Source organism: Micromonospora sp. CB01531, from assembly GCF_001905095.1.
Lineage (GTDB): Bacteria > Actinomycetota > Actinomycetes > Mycobacteriales > Micromonosporaceae > Micromonospora.
This window is the reverse complement of record NZ_LWLS01000075.1, coordinates 64,316-79,416: the sequence shown is the minus strand read 5'-3', so window position 1 is coordinate 79,416 and position 15,101 is coordinate 64,316. Positions and strand designations below refer to the sequence as shown.

The 15,101-nt window shown below is 68.8% G+C and carries 15 protein-coding genes and 1 pseudogene; 15 read left to right on the top strand and 1 reads right to left on the bottom strand.

From position 1 onward, the window contains the following. From A6A27_RS21870 to A6A27_RS46095, 15 genes and pseudogenes are all read left to right on the top strand, one after another. Window positions 1-219: HAD family hydrolase (locus A6A27_RS21870; protein ID WP_158074026.1), on the top strand; the 219-nt coding region annotated here is incomplete at its 5' end. A gap of 131 nt (window positions 220-350) precedes the next feature. After that, complete coding sequence (locus A6A27_RS21865; RefSeq protein ID WP_073836510.1) at window positions 351-1,406, top strand: LacI family DNA-binding transcriptional regulator; 1,056 nt, start codon at window positions 351-353, stop codon at window positions 1,404-1,406. Then, entirely contained in the window at window positions 1,403-2,338 is a 936-nt protein-coding gene (locus tag A6A27_RS21860; protein WP_073836509.1) for a carbohydrate kinase family protein, read from the top strand. Before A6A27_RS21865 ends, A6A27_RS21860 begins: the two co-directional genes overlap by 4 nt. Before the next feature lie 80 nt (window positions 2,339-2,418). Then, the gene (locus A6A27_RS21855) at window positions 2,419-3,042 is read left to right on the top strand and encodes an ECF transporter S component (protein WP_073836508.1); all 624 of its coding nucleotides are present in this window, start codon (window positions 2,419-2,421) and stop codon (window positions 3,040-3,042) included. Continuing rightward, window positions 3,039-3,842 (top strand): energy-coupling factor transporter transmembrane component T, encoded by an 804-nt coding sequence (locus tag A6A27_RS21850; protein ID WP_073836506.1) that lies wholly within the window; start codon window positions 3,039-3,041, stop codon window positions 3,840-3,842. The genes A6A27_RS21855 and A6A27_RS21850 overlap by 4 nt, the downstream gene beginning before the upstream one ends. Before the next feature lie 14 nt (window positions 3,843-3,856). Continuing rightward, window positions 3,857-4,696 carry an energy-coupling factor ABC transporter ATP-binding protein gene (locus A6A27_RS21845; RefSeq protein ID WP_198940396.1) on the top strand — a complete coding sequence of 280 codons (840 nt, stop codon included), beginning with the start codon at window positions 3,857-3,859 and terminating at the stop codon, window positions 4,694-4,696. Further along, complete coding sequence (locus A6A27_RS21840; protein WP_073836504.1) at window positions 4,686-5,480, top strand: energy-coupling factor ABC transporter ATP-binding protein; 795 nt, start codon at window positions 4,686-4,688, stop codon at window positions 5,478-5,480. Before A6A27_RS21845 ends, A6A27_RS21840 begins: the two co-directional genes overlap by 11 nt. A 178-nt stretch (window positions 5,481-5,658) precedes the next feature. Next, the gene (locus A6A27_RS21830; RefSeq protein ID WP_198940395.1) at window positions 5,659-6,342 is read left to right on the top strand and encodes a BtpA/SgcQ family protein; all 684 of its coding nucleotides are present in this window, start codon (window positions 5,659-5,661) and stop codon (window positions 6,340-6,342) included. Between the two features lie 34 nt (window positions 6,343-6,376). Beyond that, window positions 6,377-7,138 carry a glutamine amidotransferase gene (locus A6A27_RS21825; RefSeq protein WP_073836501.1) on the top strand — a complete coding sequence of 254 codons (762 nt, stop codon included), beginning with the start codon at window positions 6,377-6,379 and terminating at the stop codon, window positions 7,136-7,138. Next, on the top strand, window positions 7,135-7,806 hold the full coding sequence (locus tag A6A27_RS21820; protein WP_073836500.1) for a M24 family metallopeptidase: 672 nt from the start codon (window positions 7,135-7,137) through the stop codon (window positions 7,804-7,806). Before A6A27_RS21825 ends, A6A27_RS21820 begins: the two co-directional genes overlap by 4 nt. Beyond that, window positions 7,803-8,747, top strand: coding sequence for a nucleoside hydrolase (locus tag A6A27_RS21815; RefSeq protein WP_073836519.1), 945 nt, complete (start codon window positions 7,803-7,805; stop codon window positions 8,745-8,747). The genes A6A27_RS21820 and A6A27_RS21815 overlap by 4 nt, the downstream gene beginning before the upstream one ends. Window positions 8,748-8,773: 26 nt before the next feature. Beyond that, the gene (locus A6A27_RS21810; RefSeq protein ID WP_073836499.1) at window positions 8,774-9,679 is read left to right on the top strand and encodes a ribokinase; all 906 of its coding nucleotides are present in this window, start codon (window positions 8,774-8,776) and stop codon (window positions 9,677-9,679) included. A gap of 438 nt (window positions 9,680-10,117) precedes the next feature. After that, window positions 10,118-11,062, top strand: coding sequence for a hypothetical protein (locus A6A27_RS21805; protein WP_073836498.1), 945 nt, complete (start codon window positions 10,118-10,120; stop codon window positions 11,060-11,062). A 13-nt stretch (window positions 11,063-11,075) separates the two neighbouring features. Beyond that, complete coding sequence (locus A6A27_RS46100) at window positions 11,076-11,408, top strand: hypothetical protein (RefSeq protein ID WP_073836497.1); 333 nt, start codon at window positions 11,076-11,078, stop codon at window positions 11,406-11,408. Continuing rightward, window positions 11,405-11,875: pseudogene (locus A6A27_RS46095) on the top strand (HAD domain-containing protein). The gene A6A27_RS46100 and the pseudogene A6A27_RS46095 overlap by 4 nt, the downstream one beginning before the upstream one ends. Window positions 11,876-12,555: 680 nt before the next feature. On the opposite strand, the gene A6A27_RS21790 reads toward A6A27_RS46095, so the two are convergent. Next, complete coding sequence (locus A6A27_RS21790; RefSeq protein ID WP_073836496.1) at window positions 12,556-15,039, bottom strand: tetratricopeptide repeat protein; 2,484 nt, start codon at window positions 15,037-15,039, stop codon at window positions 12,556-12,558. Between the last annotated feature and the right edge of the window lie 62 nt (window positions 15,040-15,101).

Genomic DNA, 15,101 nt, shown 5'->3' with positions numbered 1-15,101 from the left:
AAGGCGCTCGCCGCGCGGCGGCTGGCGGACGAGCTCCGCACGGGGCGGATGATCGCCTTCGGCGACAACGTGAACGACGTGCCGCTGTTCGGCGTAGCCGACGAATCGTGCGCGGTGGCGAACGCCGTGCCGGAGCTGCGGGCCCTCGCCACGCGCACCATCCGTTCGAACGACGAGGACGGCGTCGCGCGCTGGCTCGAAGAATGCGTCCGCGGCTGAACCGCAACGGGTGCTGACGAAACCCTTGCGCTCGGCCGCAGGTCCGGCCCATACTCCTCGCCAAAGCGGTTTGCCAAAGCGCTTTGCATGATCTGCAATGCGCACCCGAGCGATCCGCCACGTACGGCGCGATGCCCGCAGCATCGCGCCCCGACGACGAGGAAGCCGCACGGATGGTCTCGATCTCCGATGTCGCCCGGCACGCGGGCGTGAGCCCGACGACCGTCTCGCACACCCTCAGCGGCAAGCGCAAGGTGAGCGAGACGGTGCGCGAGAAGGTTCGCAGGGCGATGGCCGAGCTCGACTACGTCCCGACCCGCGCCGCGCAGAGCCTCGCGCTCGGAAAGACGAGCGTCCTCGCCGTCGTCGTCCCCGACATCGCGATCGAGTACTTCGCTGAGCTGGCGAAGGGGATCGAGTCCGTCGCAATGGAACGCGGATACAACATGCTCCTCGCGACGACCGGATTCGACTCCGGGAGGGAGAGCCGCTACCTGGAGATGATCGCCTCCCGCGCAGTCGACGGGATCATCTACGCCTCAGGCGCCGTGCTGGGCGCGAAGGCCCGTGCGGCCCTCAACGGGCGTCTCCCCGTGATCCTCGTCGACGAGGAGATCGAGGGGATCGTCGACCTGCCGACAATCGTCTCCGACAACGAGGCGGGCGGCCGAATCGTCGCCGAGCATCTGCTATCCCTCGGCCACCGCAGCGTGCTCGAGATCCAAGGAGCGCCTGTACATGCACCGGTGACCAGCGTCCTGCGCAGCACGGGGTTCGCCAGCGCGTGGGAGCCGGCCGGCGGCCGGGTGTTCACGACGTCCGGCGACTACTCCGTCGAGAGCGGCCCCCCCGCGGTCGACGGATTCGCTGATGCCTTCGCCGCAGGCGAGATCACGGCGGTGTTCGCCCACAACGACCTCATGGCGCTCGGCGCGATCGAAGGCCTACGCGCGCAGGGGTTCGGCGTGCCGAGGGACGTCTCGGTGGTCGGGTTCGACGACGTGTCGATCAGCCGGCATAGTTCTCCGCCGCTCACGACCGTCCGCCAGGACACGCACGAACTCGGCACCCTGGCCGCCCGCACCCTGCTGCACGCACTCGAGACGGGCGAGCAACTCGTGCCCGGCCGCATCGCCATCCCGGTCGAGCTCATCGTCCGCGCCTCGACCGGGGAGGTCCGCCGATGACCCGCCACTCCGTGTTCCTCGGCGACGTCGCCCAGGACGAGTACTACGTCACGCCGCACTTCCCGCAGGCGAACGACAAGGTCATCGTGCGGGCACTGGAACCCGAGTTCGGGGGAAGCATCGCGAACGCCGCGTCGATCTACGCCCACTACGGCATGCCGACGTCGTTCATCGGCCAGCTCAACTCCGGCGCCCTCACGCAGAAGCTCCTCTCGCAGCTGCGCGAGAACGGACTCGACACCCGGTTCGTGATCTTCGACGAGACTGTTCCCGACTCGCACTGCATCGTCCTCATCTCGGGCGAGCAGCACATCGTGATCATCCCGACGCTTGGCATCACGCGCACCGAGATCACCCCCGAGACGTTCGAGCACCTCGCCGAGGCCGAGTTCATCGTGACGACCCTCACCGACGCCAAGCCGCTCCGGATGGGGGAGCTCGGCGCGCACGAGGTGCTCGAGGCGCTCCGCGCCCGCGGAGCGAAGATCGTCGTCGACCTCGACGTCTACAACGAGGAGAACCACGGCACGGGACTCATCGAGCACTGCGACATCGTCTTCATGAACGCCATGGGCGAGGCCCGCTTCGCCGCCACCGGCGGCTCAATCCCGCAGCTCCTCGTCGGAGGTGCGACGGCCGTCGTCGTCACGAAGGACAGCGAGGGCTGCGAGCTGCACACCCGCGACGGCGTGGTCGCGGTGCCGGGCCTTCCCGTCGACGTCGTCGACGTCACGGGTGCCGGCGACACGTTCACAAGCTCCTTCCTCTACGCACTCTCGATCGGCCGCGACTCCGTCGCCGCAGCCGAGTTCGCCAACGCCGCCGCCGCCCTCGCCGTCGGGAAGATCGGCGCCCGCGCCGGCATGACCACCCGCGAGGACGTCGACGGCTTCCTCCGATCGTTCGCACCGACCACGTCGACAACGATGTGACTCACCCCGTCGAGGCTGAGTTCGGCGCACAAAAACAAGAAAGGACGCCGACGATGGCTTCCAGTCGATTCGCAACATTCATGCGCGGTTACGGCCGCCTGACGATCTTCATGATCCCGATCGGTATCGCGATCAACTTCGTCGGCGGGCAGATCGCACTGCTCCTCAAGCTGCCGGTCTATCTCGACAGCATCGGGACGATCCTCGTGGGAGCGACCTGCGGCGGCCTTCCGGGCGCGCTCGTGGGCCTCATCTCGAACGGGATCAACTCGATCACCTCGCCGCCGACGTTCGCGTTCGCGATCCTCAACGTCGCGTTCGGTCTGCTGGCGGGCTATTTCGGCCGGATCGGCGTGTTCCGCACGTGGTGGAAGACGCTGCTGTCCGTGCTCCCGTTCGCCTTCATCGGCGGCTTCTGCGGCGCCCTCATCACGATCTGGGTGTTCGACGGGCTCGCCGTCGGCGGCGGCGCGATCGTCGTCGGCGCGCTCACGGCGATGGGCATGGACCTGAACACGGCGAACTTCGCCGCCCAGTTGCCGATGGACGTCCTCGACAAGGTGCCGACAGTGCTGATCGTGTACGCGATCATCAAGGGCATCCCGAAGCGGCTGCTCGTCAAGCTGCCGCTCGGCCGGGTGTACCTCGGCCAGCCGAATCCGCGCGCGAAGAAGCCGGTCGCCACGACCGCCACTCAGCCATGACGAACAACGCGGTGGCCGCCGTCGCTGACCGCTACCGGCAGCCGATGACACTGGGGAACGCCGTCCTCGACATCCACCCCATCGCGATGGTCGCCGGCATCACGGCGCTGATCGTGGTGGGTCTGGCGAGCGCGGGGTGGATCGTGCCGCTGGCGGTCAGCGCGCTCTTCGTCGGAATCGCGTACCTCGCGGGGCGCGGTCCGTCCTACCTCGTCACGATCCTGAAACTCTGGATCGCGGTCGGGCTCATCCTGTTCGCCCTGCGCGCCCTGCTCGTGAAGGGCGAGACGGTCCTCGTCCCGCTCGGGCCGATCGCCATCACGCGCGAGGGCATCGAAAACGGTCTGCGCTTCACCACCGCGGTGATGGTGATCTGCGGCGGCGTGACCCTATTCTTCGCCATCGTATCGATGCGCCGGCTGATGCTGGCCCTCGAGCGGATCGGCGTGAGCCCGCGCGTCAGCTACGTCATCCTGGCGTCATTCCAGGCGATCACCGACCTCGGCGCCACCGCCCGAGTCGTGCTCGACGCGCAGAAGGCACGGGGGATCGAGACCGAGGGGAACGTGTTCGTGCGCGCACGCGCGTTCTTCCCGGTGCTCGCCCCGGTGTTCCTGACGGCGATGACGGCGACCGAGGAGCGGGCGATCGCGCTCGACGCTCGCGCCTTCAACAACCCGGGCAGGCACACCAGCCTCCTCAACCTCAAGCCCTTGACCGCCGTCGACACCGTGCTCGTCGTGCTCTCGCTCGTCGTGGCCGCGGCCGCCGTCACCGGAGGGATCCTCGGATGGTTCTAGCCGCACTGACTGGAGTGGGCTTCACCTACGCCTACGCGGAGCAACCCGCGCTCGTCGGCATCGACCTGCAGCTCGAGGAGGGCCGGCTGCACGGCGTGGTCGGGCTCAACTCGAGCGGCAAGACGACGCTGTGCAGCCTGATCCGCGGCGTCATCCCGCACTTCCACCACGGCGATCTCACCGGCGAGGTGGTCATCCTCGGCAGGCCGCTGCTCGACTGGGACCCGGCCGAGCTGTCGCGGACTATCGGCTGCGTCTTCGATAACCCGTTCACGCAGATCAGCGGCATCCGCGAGACCGTGTTCGAGGAGATCGCGATCGGGCTCGAGAACCTCGGTGTGCCCCGCGACGAGATGATCGAGCGCGTCGAGAGCGTGGTCGAGCAGCTCGGCATCGAGGCGATCGTGGAGAAGAACCCAAACGAGCTCTCCGGCGGACAGCGGCAGAAGGTCGCGTTCGCGTCGATCATCGCCATGGACGCACCGGTCGTCGTGATCGACGAGCCGACGTCCCAGCTCGACCCCGAGGCATCCGAGGCCGTGTTCGAGATCATCGAGGGACTCAAGCACAGGGGCAAGTCCATCGTGCTCGCGGAGCACAAGATCGACCTGCTCGCGCAGTACGCCGACACCATCACGGTGATGAACGAGGGCACCGTCGTGATGCACGGGCCGACGAGGGATGTCGTCGGATCGGACGAGTTCGGCGCGTACGGCGTCGTCCCCCCAGAGGTGACCGAGCTCGGCCGCAGGCTCGCCGCCGCGGGGAAACCGCTCGACCGGCTGCCGATTAAGCGGGCCGAAGCGTTCGACGAAATCTCCGTACGGATCGGGAGGAGCACGCATGCCCATTGAACTGAACGGGGTGGGCTTCACCTACCCCGACGGCTCGCGCGCGATCGGCGGCGTCGACCTCCGCGTCGACGACGGTGAGCGGCTGGCGATCGTCGGGCAGAACGGGGCGGGCAAGACAACCACGGTCAAGCTCATGAACCGTCTGCTCTTGCCGACCGAGGGCGAGGTGCTCGTCAACGGGGCGTCGACCGCGAAGCGCACCACCGCGCAGGTGGCCCGCGACGTCGGGTACGTGTTCCAGAATCCGGACGACCAGCTGTTCGCCGCCGACGTCCGCTCCGAGATCGAGTACCTACCCAAGTACCTCAAGTGGCCCGACGAGAAGCGCGAGGAGCGCTGCGCCCGCGCGATCGAGCTGACCGGCATCGGCGACCACCTCGACACCAACCCGAAGGACCTGCCGAGCGCGATCCGCAAGTTCGTCGCGATCGCCGCCATCCTCGTGTCGGAGTGCCGGTACGTGATCCTCGACGAGCCCACGGCGGGCCTCGACTCCCGGGGGCTCGCACTCCTGCACGGCATGCTCGACCGGCTCGGCGACGAGGGCGTCGCCGTCATCACGATCACGCACGACATGCGCTTCGTGATCGACGCGTTCAGGCGCGTCGTCGCGATGGCCGACGGTGCGGTGATCGCGGACGGCGACCGCAGGGACGTCTTCCTCGACGACGACATCCTCCGGCGCTCCCGCATCCGCCGGCCGGATGCCGCGCAGCTGGCACGCGACCTCAATCTGAGCCGCCGCGCCCTCACCGTCGACGACGTCGTCGAGCTCGTCCCCTGACCCGAACCCCGAACCCCGAACCCCGAACCCCGAACCCCGAACCCCGAACCCCGAACCCCGAACCCCGAACCCCGAATCCGAATCCGAACCCGAATCCGAATCCGAATCCGAATCCGGAGAAGACTCCATGAGTAGGCCCTTCCGCACCGTCTTCCCCACGGGCACTCCCATTTTCGCGATGCTCCATCTGAAGGGCGAAGACGCGGTCGACCGCCTCCGCCGCGCCAAGCAGGAGATCGACGACCTATGGGGAAACGGCGTCGACGCGATCATCGTTGAGAACTACTTCGGCGAGGTCGAGGACGTCATCGCGGTGCTCGACCACCTGGTGGCGGAGCGCCCCGAGGTCGTCATCGGGCTGAACGTCCTCAACGACGACGCGCAGGCCTTCGAGCTCGCGGGCAGGTACCCGATCGCCTTCCTGCAGCTCGACTCGGTCGCCGGCCACCTCTCGCCAGAGGAAGACGCCGCGTTCGCCGAGCGGCTCACCGAGATGCGCGCCGGGGTAGAGGCATCCGTCTTCGGCGGCGTCCGCTTCAAGTACCAGCCGTACCGCTCCGGCCGGACCCTCGAGGAGGACCTCGCGCTCGCCATCGGGCGGTGCGACGCGATCGTGGTCACCGGCGACGGGACGGGACTCATGACGCCGCTCGACAAGATCGCGGAGTTCCGGCGCATCGTCGGCCCCGGCTTCCCCTTGATCGTCGGCGCAGGCGTCACGCCCGACAACGCCGCGGAGCAGCTCGCCCAGGCCGACGGCGTCGTCGTGGGCAGTGCCCTGAAGGACACGCTTGCCGACACCGGCGACGTCGCCCCCGAGAACGTCGCCCGCTTCGTCGCCGCGGTCCGCGCGACGCACTGACCCCCTCGCCCCTCGCCGAACGAACGGAGATTCCGTGGCACGAGTACTGCTGGCCGGAGAGTCGTGGTCCACGACCTCGATCCACACGAAGGGGTTCGACTCGTTCTTCACGTCGACCTACGAGGAGGGCGGCGGCGCCTTCATCGCGGCCCTCGAGCGCGGCGGCCACGAGGTCGACTTCATGCCCAACCACGTCGCGTCGGCCCAGTTCCCGGCGACGACCGCCGAGTTCGACCGGTACGACGTGATCGTGCTGAGCGACATCGGTGCGAACACGATCCTGCTGCCCACGGACGTGTTCACCCGCGGCCAAGCGGTACCCGACCGCCTGGCCGCACTCGCCCACTGGGTGCACGGCGGCGGCGCGCTGCTGATGGTGGGCGGGTACCTGAGCTTCCAGGGCATCGAGGCCAAGGCGAACTATCGCGGCACCGCACTCGCCGCCGTCCTCCCAGTCCACATGGAGGTCGGCGACGACCGCGAGGAGACGCCGCACGGCGTGCGCCCCCGCGTCGTCCAGCGGCACGCCGCCGTCGCGCACGTCCCGCAAGAGCTGCCCGCCATCCTCGGCTACCAGCGACTCCGGATGCGTCCCGCCGCCGAGACGCTCATCGCCGTCGACGGACGCCCACTCCTGGTCGTCGGCCGCCACGGTGAAGGGCGGGTCGCCGCGTTCGCGAGCGACATGGGGCCGCACTGGCTGCCGCCGGAGTTCCTCGCATGGGAGGGCTTCGACGCCCTCTGGCAGGACATGGTCGGCTGGCTCGCGGGCGAGGAAGAAGGAGAGAAGGAATGACAGACCACGAGATCACCGACGAGCCGCCTGCCGGCCTCGTCGCCGCGCAGCGCATCGCCATCAAGGTCGCCGAGGCCGGCACCGAGGCCGCCGTCGCGGGACAGACCGAGCGAGAGTTGCACCGCATCATCGACCAGATGGTGCTGGACGCCGGCGCGGTCGGCACGTGGACGCCAACGACGGTCGGCTTCGGGATCGGGACGCTCAGCTGCTTCCCCACCGACGTGCCCACCGACCGCGCCCTGTGGAACCTCGACCTCGGCATGATCGACGTCCACCCCGTCACCATCGACGGATGGTGGGGCGACTGCACGCGCTCTTTCCAGCGGGGAAACAACCACGCCCAGCGCGAGGCGCTCGCCACGATCGAGCGCATCCACGCGACGGTCCTCGCGGCCGCGAAGCCGGGGATGCGGGCGTGCGACTGGTTCGGCGTCTTCAGCGACGAGCTCGCGAAGACCCCGTACGTGCTGCTCGATCGCCTGAGCAACATCGGCCACTCGCTCACCGCGAACTCGTCGTACGACGACGGGTACATCGACGCCTCCAACGAGACCGTAATGCGCGGGGCGTGGGCGGTGGAGCCCTTCATCGGCAACCACCTCTACGGGGTCAAGCGCGAGGACGTCGTGTGGTTCGGCCCGACGAAGGCGACGGTGATCCGATGAGCGCCCGCCCCATCGTCATCGACACCGACCCGGGCATCGACGACGCGCTGGCGATCATGCTGGCCGCCGCAAGTCCCGAAGTCGACCTACGCGGGCTCGTCGCCGTGGCGGGCAACGTCGGACTCCCATACACGTCGGGCAACGCAGCCGCCCTCGCCGACCTGCTGCGACTCGACATCCCGGTCGGCAAGGGCGCGTCGGGGCCACTGTCGCGGCGCGACATCGACTTCACGCCCGACGTGCACGGCGAGGACGGCTTCGCCGGCCACAGCCTGCCCGTCTCGACACGGACCTTCGAACCCGGAGTCCCCCTACTCGCGCGTCTCATCGAGGAGAGCACCGACCCCATCACGATCGTCCCAATCGGGCCGCTCACCAACATCGCGATGCTCATCAACGAGTACCCCGAGACGGCGCGCAAGGTGGAGCGGTTCGTCATCATGGGCGGGGGAGCGTTCGACGTGCTCGGCAACGTCACGCCCGTCGCGGAGTTCAACATCTGGTTCGACCCGGACGCCGCGGCACGCGTCTTCGCATTCGGCGTCCCGATCACGATGGTGGGGCTGAACGCGACGCACCAGGCCACAGTGGCGCGGAAACACCTGCCGCGGCTGTTCGCCTCGGGTGGCCCCGTCGCCGAAATCGTCGGGCACCTGCTCGCCGGCTACCACAACGTCGGCGTCGACATGGAGGCCGCGATGCCGCAGCACGACTCGCTCGCGGTCGCCAGGGTGATCGACCCCGACGTGTTCACGACGGTGCCGGCGTTCGTCGACGTCGAGAACGTCGGACGCCTCACGTCCGGGATGACGCTCGTCGACCGCGCCTGCGAGAGCGGCGAGCCGAACTGCGACGTCGCGGTGAAGGTCGACGTCGAGCGGTTCCGCGACCTGCTGGATTCGCGGCTGTCGGCGCTCGACGCGTCGCTGCGCCAGGATTGACCGGACCGGCGGTCGGAGGGATAGGCATGGCAGAGGTCGTGGTCGTGGGGAGCACCAACGCGGATCTGGTCGTCGAGGTGCCGCGGCGCCCCGGCGGCGGCGAGACGCTACTCGGCTCCAACCTCGCCCTGCACCCGGGCGGCAAGGGCGCGAACCAGGCGGCGGCGTCGGCTCGGGCCGGCGCCGCCACGCGGCTCGTCGGATGCCTCGGCGACGACGACCACGGCGCGTTCCTCCGCCGGGGCCTGCAGGACGCCGGCGTCGACATCGAGCACGTCCACACCGTCGAGCGGCCAACGGGCACGGCGATCATCCTCGTCACACCGGACGGCGAAAACTCGATCGTCGTCTCGCCCGGTGCGAACAGCGCGGTTGACGTCGAACTCGTGGAGCGGCCCGACGCGGGCTGGACCGACGCGCGCGTGGTGGTGCTGAGCATGGAGATCCCCGCCGCGACCGTCGACCACCTCGCGACGGTGGCGGCGGCGCGCGGCATCCGCGTCGTGCTCAACGCCGCTCCGGCACGGGAACTGCCGGCCGGCACGCTGCGCGCGTGCGACCCGCTCATCGTCAACGAGCACGAGGCGCGGATCGTGCTCGGCCGCGACGCCTCGGGGTTCGAGGAGCTCGCCCGCGGACTGCTCGACGCCGGTGCGCGGTCCGTCATCATCACGCTCGGCGTGGACGGAGCGCTCGTCGCCGATCCGGACGGGCTCCACCGTGAGGCGGGTCGTGTCGTAAAGGTCGTCGACACTACCGGGGCCGGAGACGCATTCGTCGGCGCCGTGGCGTGCGAGCTGTCGCACGGAGCCCCGCTGCGGGACGCGGTGCGGTTTGCCGTCGCGATGTCGGCGATCACGGTCGGCGCGCGCGGCGCGCAGTCGTCCTACCCCGACCGACCGGTCGTCGAGAGCCTGCTCGCAGGGAGCTGAGCCGGCTCACGTCGAAAAAGCGGGGGGATCGCACACCGGTCCCCTCCCGGCGGCCGCGGCCTGCTTCTCGTACGCCGGTTCAGGCGTTGTTCGCGGCGGCCTTCATCGCGCGCTCGCCGAGCGGGGCACGGCCGATGTCACCCGACTCACCCGTGACGCGGCGCGAGTCGCCTGGCGCAACGCTCCTCGACCGGAGCTGCGGACCACCGTGGCGGAGCACGCTGATCTTGTCGCATTGGCTCGAGCGGCGGTGGCGCTCGGAGAAGAGACCAGCCAACTGCTCGCCGGCTGGCTGCTCAGCAGCCGCCCCGGCGAGTGAGGTCCCTTCACGAGCGAGAGTCCACAGCGATCTCCCAGTGCCCCGCCTCGTGCGCCTGGTGCTTCAGTGTTGAGGCCGGCCCACTGTGCGATCGGTGTCTTCGGATCTATCGTTGCGCGGTGCCGTACGCCGACCTCAGCTTCGAGCAGTGGAACGACCTGTCTGACGGCGCTGCCCGCCGGATGGCTCAGGACATCGCCGACCGACACGACCTGACTGTGGTGGGCCTGGAGAACACGGCGTACGTGGGGCGGTCGCACCGGATGGCGCTGTTCGACCGTGACGGGATGCGGTTCGCTCTTGTACCCGGCGGGCAGCCGACTCTCGGATACGACGCGGCCCGATTCCAACCCGTCCCGGACCAGGTCGCCAGCTACGCCGACAGCGCCGGCGAGTGCGGTCTTCCACCGCTGGCAGAGTACGTCGACGCGATGACCTCGCCGGTACGCAGCGCCGAGATGCCGGCGATGCTGATCGCGGTGGAAGCGTTCGATCCCTGCGAGATTCCGCTGGCGCCGGACGACCCTCGGGTACGCGAACTCGTCGCGTCGGTGGGGAGTCGGCTCGGCGGGGTGAGCACATTCCATTCTGCTGGTGGGCTGAAGGTGGAGTTTGACCAGACCGGGCAGGTGGTGCGGGCCCGAGCGATCCGGGAGGTCTCCTACGACGAGGGGATGGCCGGGCTCGAGAGCATCGGCTTGCGGACGACCACTGTGGATGATTGGGAGTGGGCGTGTGGAGCCGGTGCGACAACCCTGTTCCGCTGGGGCGATGACTGCCCCAACGACGGTTACCCGTTCGACTACAAGACCGGTCCGCACAGGCAGAAGAACCTGTGGGGTTTGGCGATCGGGCAGGATCCATACAAGTATGAGACGACCACCGCGCGCACGATCGTGTGCGGCGGCGATGGCGGCAGCACCACGTGTGGGGGCAGCGGATTCCTCCTGGGCTGGCTCACCCTTGCGACCGCCTACCGCGACAAGGAGTTCGGCCAGTGGCTCGCATCTGACGACGGGTGCGCCGACGGAATTTTGACCCGGCCCGTCATAGAGCTGAGCTGAGGAGCGCCGAACATTGGACGACCGGACCCGCGAGCTCCTCGATGCTGCCGTACGGGAACAGCTTGATGCCCATGGGCGGGTCCTGCCGCCGTGGCGGGCGTACCCGCAGATCGAGCGGTTCAGCATCGGCTGGCGCATGGGTGACGGCGAGCGGCATCTGATGGTTTGGTGGCACTGGTGGGAGTCTGGGCCCATGGACGAGGGGGCGAGGATTGCCTACTTGCAGGCCGATGAGCCGCCGCGCGGGTGGCTGGACTGGGTCGCGCACCAGCTCTGGCCGGATGTGGACTTCGGCGAGGCGGGTGTACGCCGTCTGGCCGAGCATGGAATCGGCGCCGCGCAGTGACTGATCGTCCGCTGCTGCTTCTCGACGTGGACGGGACGCTTCTGCCCTTCGGCCGCGCCCCAGGCGCGATGGGCGATGACGCCAACCCTCTGCTGGCAGGTCTCGACACCGAACACGGCCGCCAGCTTGCTGCGTTGCCTTGTGATCTCGTCTGGGCTACGACCTGGATGACCGAGGCAAACGAGGTTCTTGCACCACGGCTCGGCCTACCCCAACTCCCGGTCGTCGACTGGCCAGACGAAGACGACGACGGCGGCCGGCAGCACTGGAAAACGCGCCGCCTTTTCGAGTGGGCCTCAGGACGCCGTTTCGCCTGAGTCGACGACGAGATCACAGACGCCGACCGGACGTGAGTAGCAGCGAACCACAACGCTACCGCGCTCCTGCACCGCGTGGACCCACGCCGCGGCCTCACCGACGCGGACTACCAAGCCGTCGCGCAACGGCTGAACGAGCAGGACCAATAACGCAGTCCCGATCCGATGACCGAATGGACACAGCGGGCAGGGCATCCAACGGTCAGCACAATTGCAGGTCGGCAGCGATTCTGACCATGTAGTTGGGTTCAACTCGCCCCACGGACGCAAACCCCTACGTGTACGGCAAGCGCATCGCGATGGGTGAGTGCAAGTTGGTCGTCAGATCGACGAGGGTCCACTCCTGTTGTGGGGGAGTGGGTCCGGTGATGCTGGGAATCGTCCTGGCGGTAGCCCCCGTTTACCCCCCGAAAACCCTGGCTCAACGCTGACGAACAGTGACAGGAAGCGATCATCGCTCGGCCGTGTGTGTGCAGCTCAATGCCTACTTTTGACAATCGATGACAACCTCGGTACGGCTACGGTTGGTAACAAGGGGCCGTCGGTTCAAATCCGGCCGTCCCGACACAGCACGAGAGGGCATGTCCAATTAGCGGATATGCCCTCTCGTCGTATCCGGACTAGCTAGCCGTCAAGATCCGGTCCATGGCGTCAGGCTCACTACCGGGATGCCGGCCGGCCGACGTTGCGGCAGATCGAGAGCCGGATCCGGGACAACGAGGTCCGGCCGGGGACGGCAAGCACCGAGACCATCCGCCGGGTTCTGTCGGATGCCGTTGTGCCGCGTACCTGAGCAACCGTTGGATGCCATTCTTCAGAGTTCTGCGGCCTCATCCGGTGGGCGTCGATCCGGAGTCCCGCGCGGGTGCCGCCGCCTCTCCGAGACCGCGCTGCTTCAGCGCCAGCCGCTCGCCGGCCCTCATCTCCTCCCGCATCCGCAGCCGGCCGGCGAGCCGGGTCGCCTCGCTCAGGGTCGTGGCAGCCTCGTGGAGTCGACCCTGGTCCAGTTGGACGTCGGCGAGGCGGATCAGGAGGGTGGCCAGGTTGGATGAGCTGCCGTGCTTCCGGGTGAAGTCGACCGCCCGCTGGAGCAACGCCGAGGCCGACGCGAGGTTGTTGCGGCGATGCTCGACCACGCCGAGGTTGCCGAGAACGCGTACCGCCCACTCGGGGTCGTAGGTCGGCGTCTCGCCGTCGGCCAGCGCCCGGGTGACGGCCTCGGGGTCGAACACCCGACTGGTTTCGCGGAAGGCGCGCTCGGCCGCGTCCCAGTCCCCCAGGTCGCGTGCCAGCTTCCCCGCTTCGAACGTCAGGTGGGCCACCAGGCTGGACGCCGCCGGCATGGTGAGGTCGGGTACCAACGCACGCGCCTGGTCGAGATGAGCGCCGGCCTCCTCGTGGCGCCCCTCCCGACGGCACGTCTGCGCGCAGCAGACCTGATGGCGCAACCGCTCCTCGGGCGTCTTCGCCAGGTGCGAGACCCGGTCGAGCGCGAGCCACGCCTGGTCGAACTCGCCTCGCTGCGCGTGGATCCAGTTCTGGTACCAGCCGCTGTGCAGGACGAGATCGTCGGCGGCCGTGGAGGAGGCGAAGCTTTCCACTTCCGCGCAGGTCGTGAGCAGGTCGTCCCACCGGCCCGCGCAGTCGAGGTCGGCCAGCACGGCACCGGCGAGCGCCAGCGCGTGGTGGACCTGTCCGTTGTCCCGCGCCCACGCGTACGCGACCTGCAGGTGCGGGCCGAGGGAGCGCAACCGACCGAGATCGCGCCAGCTCGGATCGGGCAGCCGGTACTGGGCGGCGACCTCCAGCATGGCGGTCAGCCAGGCGGTACGAACGCGGTCGCGGAGGTCGGGGTGCTCGTCCAGGAGGCGTTCGACGTAGGTCCGCGTCAGCGGCAGTAGCGTGAACATGCTGGCCCGAAGATCGATCAGCGACAGCTGGATGAGCGTCTGGATCCCGTCGTCCCGGGCGACGACGTCCTCGCCGAGGCCCGCCGCCCGGCCGAGAAGGGTGCGGTCCACAGGTTCTTCGAACATCGCGATCGCCGAGAGCACCCACAACGCCTCCGTGCCCTCCAGGGCCCTGACGCTCTCTCGGAAGCAGAAGGCGGCGATATCGCTGTGGCCGGAGCCGAGACGTCGGAGCACGGACTCGACCGAGTGCCCCAGGTTCATCAGGCTCAGGCTCCAGACGATCGCGAGCGGGATGCCGCCCGTCTTGCGAGTGAGAGCGGATGCCTCGGCCTGGCTCAGCACGAGGTCACGCTGGTCGGCCTGGGCCGCGATCAGCTGCGCCGCCTCGTCCTGCGGCAGCCCGGACAGGCGCAGGGAGTAGGCGACGTCCAGGCGGTGCCGGGAGGTGACGATCGCCTTGGTGGGTTGGGGCAGGTCGCGCAGGAAGGCGGCGATCTCGTCGTCGTCAACGGTCTCCAGGTTGTCCACGACGAGCAGCACCCTGGTGTCACCGGAGAGCAGCTCCCGGATGACGGCCCGCTGTTCGCGGAACGGCATCTGGAGCAGCTCCCCGCGTTCGAGCACCGAGCCCACCACGGTGAATAGGTCCCGCAGTACGACCAGCTCGGGCTGCCGCGAGTTGATGCCGTGTGCGGTCAGCAGTGTCTGTTTCGCCGAGACCCAGATCGCCGCGTCGAACTGCCGTCGCCCCGGGTCGCCGTCGATCAGCTGGTACGCCGCCTCCAGGGCCAGCGACGTCTTGCCGACTCCCCCGATGCCGTCGATGACGACCACCCACGTCCGGTCCTCGGGACGCATCCGCTTGAGCACGAGCTCAAGTTCCGTGGCCCGCCCCACGAGCCGGTGGTACGTCCGGTGTGGCAGGTTGTGCCGCGGCGATCGGTCACTCTGCGACGGGGAGGTAGGTCGGGCCGTCGCCTTCAGCACCTCGAGCTGTTGTTGCTGGTACATCAGGGCGAAGGACGGTTGGAGTTCCGTCAGGTGTTGCAGCTCGTCGCGCAGGCAGCGGACCAGTTCCTGCAGCGCCCGGTCGACTCTCGCCTCGTCCACCGACGGGGCGAAGCGTCGGAGCACCTGCGCGAAGTCGTGGCTCGCCTGGTCCTCCGAGCGGGCCGGGTACAACACGAGCTGGCGCAGGGCCTCGCCGACACTGGGCAGGTCCAGGACCGGCGCATCGTCCAGGAGGAACGAGGTCAGTTCCCGATCGACCGACAGATGCCGGTCCCGGAAACGGTCCACCGCGCGCTCGGTGGCCGCTCGCAGCCGCCGGTCGAAGCCGCGCTTGCGAAGGTGGGCGCCGACCGCCGTCTCCACGGCTCGCACGAGCAGATCCGCCAGCATGCCTAGCACGGTAGGGCTCCGGTGCCACTTCCTCACCGGACGGACGGGGGAGATGGATCGGT

Excerpts from the sequence above, each read along its gene's own strand:
- A6A27_RS21810 (WP_073836499.1), top strand. The coding sequence starts at position 8,774 with ATGGCAGAGGTCGTGGTCGTGGGGAGCACCAACGCGGATCTGGTCGTC.
- A6A27_RS21830 (WP_198940395.1), top strand. The coding sequence starts at position 5,659 with ATGCTCCATCTGAAGGGCGAAGACGCGGTCGACCGCCTCCGCCGCGCC.
- A6A27_RS21790 (WP_073836496.1), bottom strand. The coding sequence starts at position 15,039 with ATGCTGGCGGATCTGCTCGTGCGAGCCGTGGAGACGGCGGTCGGCGCC.
- A6A27_RS21840 (WP_073836504.1), top strand. The coding sequence starts at position 4,686 with ATGCCCATTGAACTGAACGGGGTGGGCTTCACCTACCCCGACGGCTCG.
- A6A27_RS21815 (WP_073836519.1), top strand. The coding sequence starts at position 7,803 with ATGAGCGCCCGCCCCATCGTCATCGACACCGACCCGGGCATCGACGAC.
- A6A27_RS21865 (WP_073836510.1), top strand. The coding sequence starts at position 351 with ATGCCCGCAGCATCGCGCCCCGACGACGAGGAAGCCGCACGGATGGTC.
- A6A27_RS21820 (WP_073836500.1), top strand. The coding sequence starts at position 7,135 with ATGACAGACCACGAGATCACCGACGAGCCGCCTGCCGGCCTCGTCGCC.
- A6A27_RS21860 (WP_073836509.1), top strand. The coding sequence starts at position 1,403 with ATGACCCGCCACTCCGTGTTCCTCGGCGACGTCGCCCAGGACGAGTAC.
- A6A27_RS21850 (WP_073836506.1), top strand. The coding sequence starts at position 3,039 with ATGACGAACAACGCGGTGGCCGCCGTCGCTGACCGCTACCGGCAGCCG.
- A6A27_RS21855 (WP_073836508.1), top strand. The coding sequence starts at position 2,419 with ATGCGCGGTTACGGCCGCCTGACGATCTTCATGATCCCGATCGGTATC.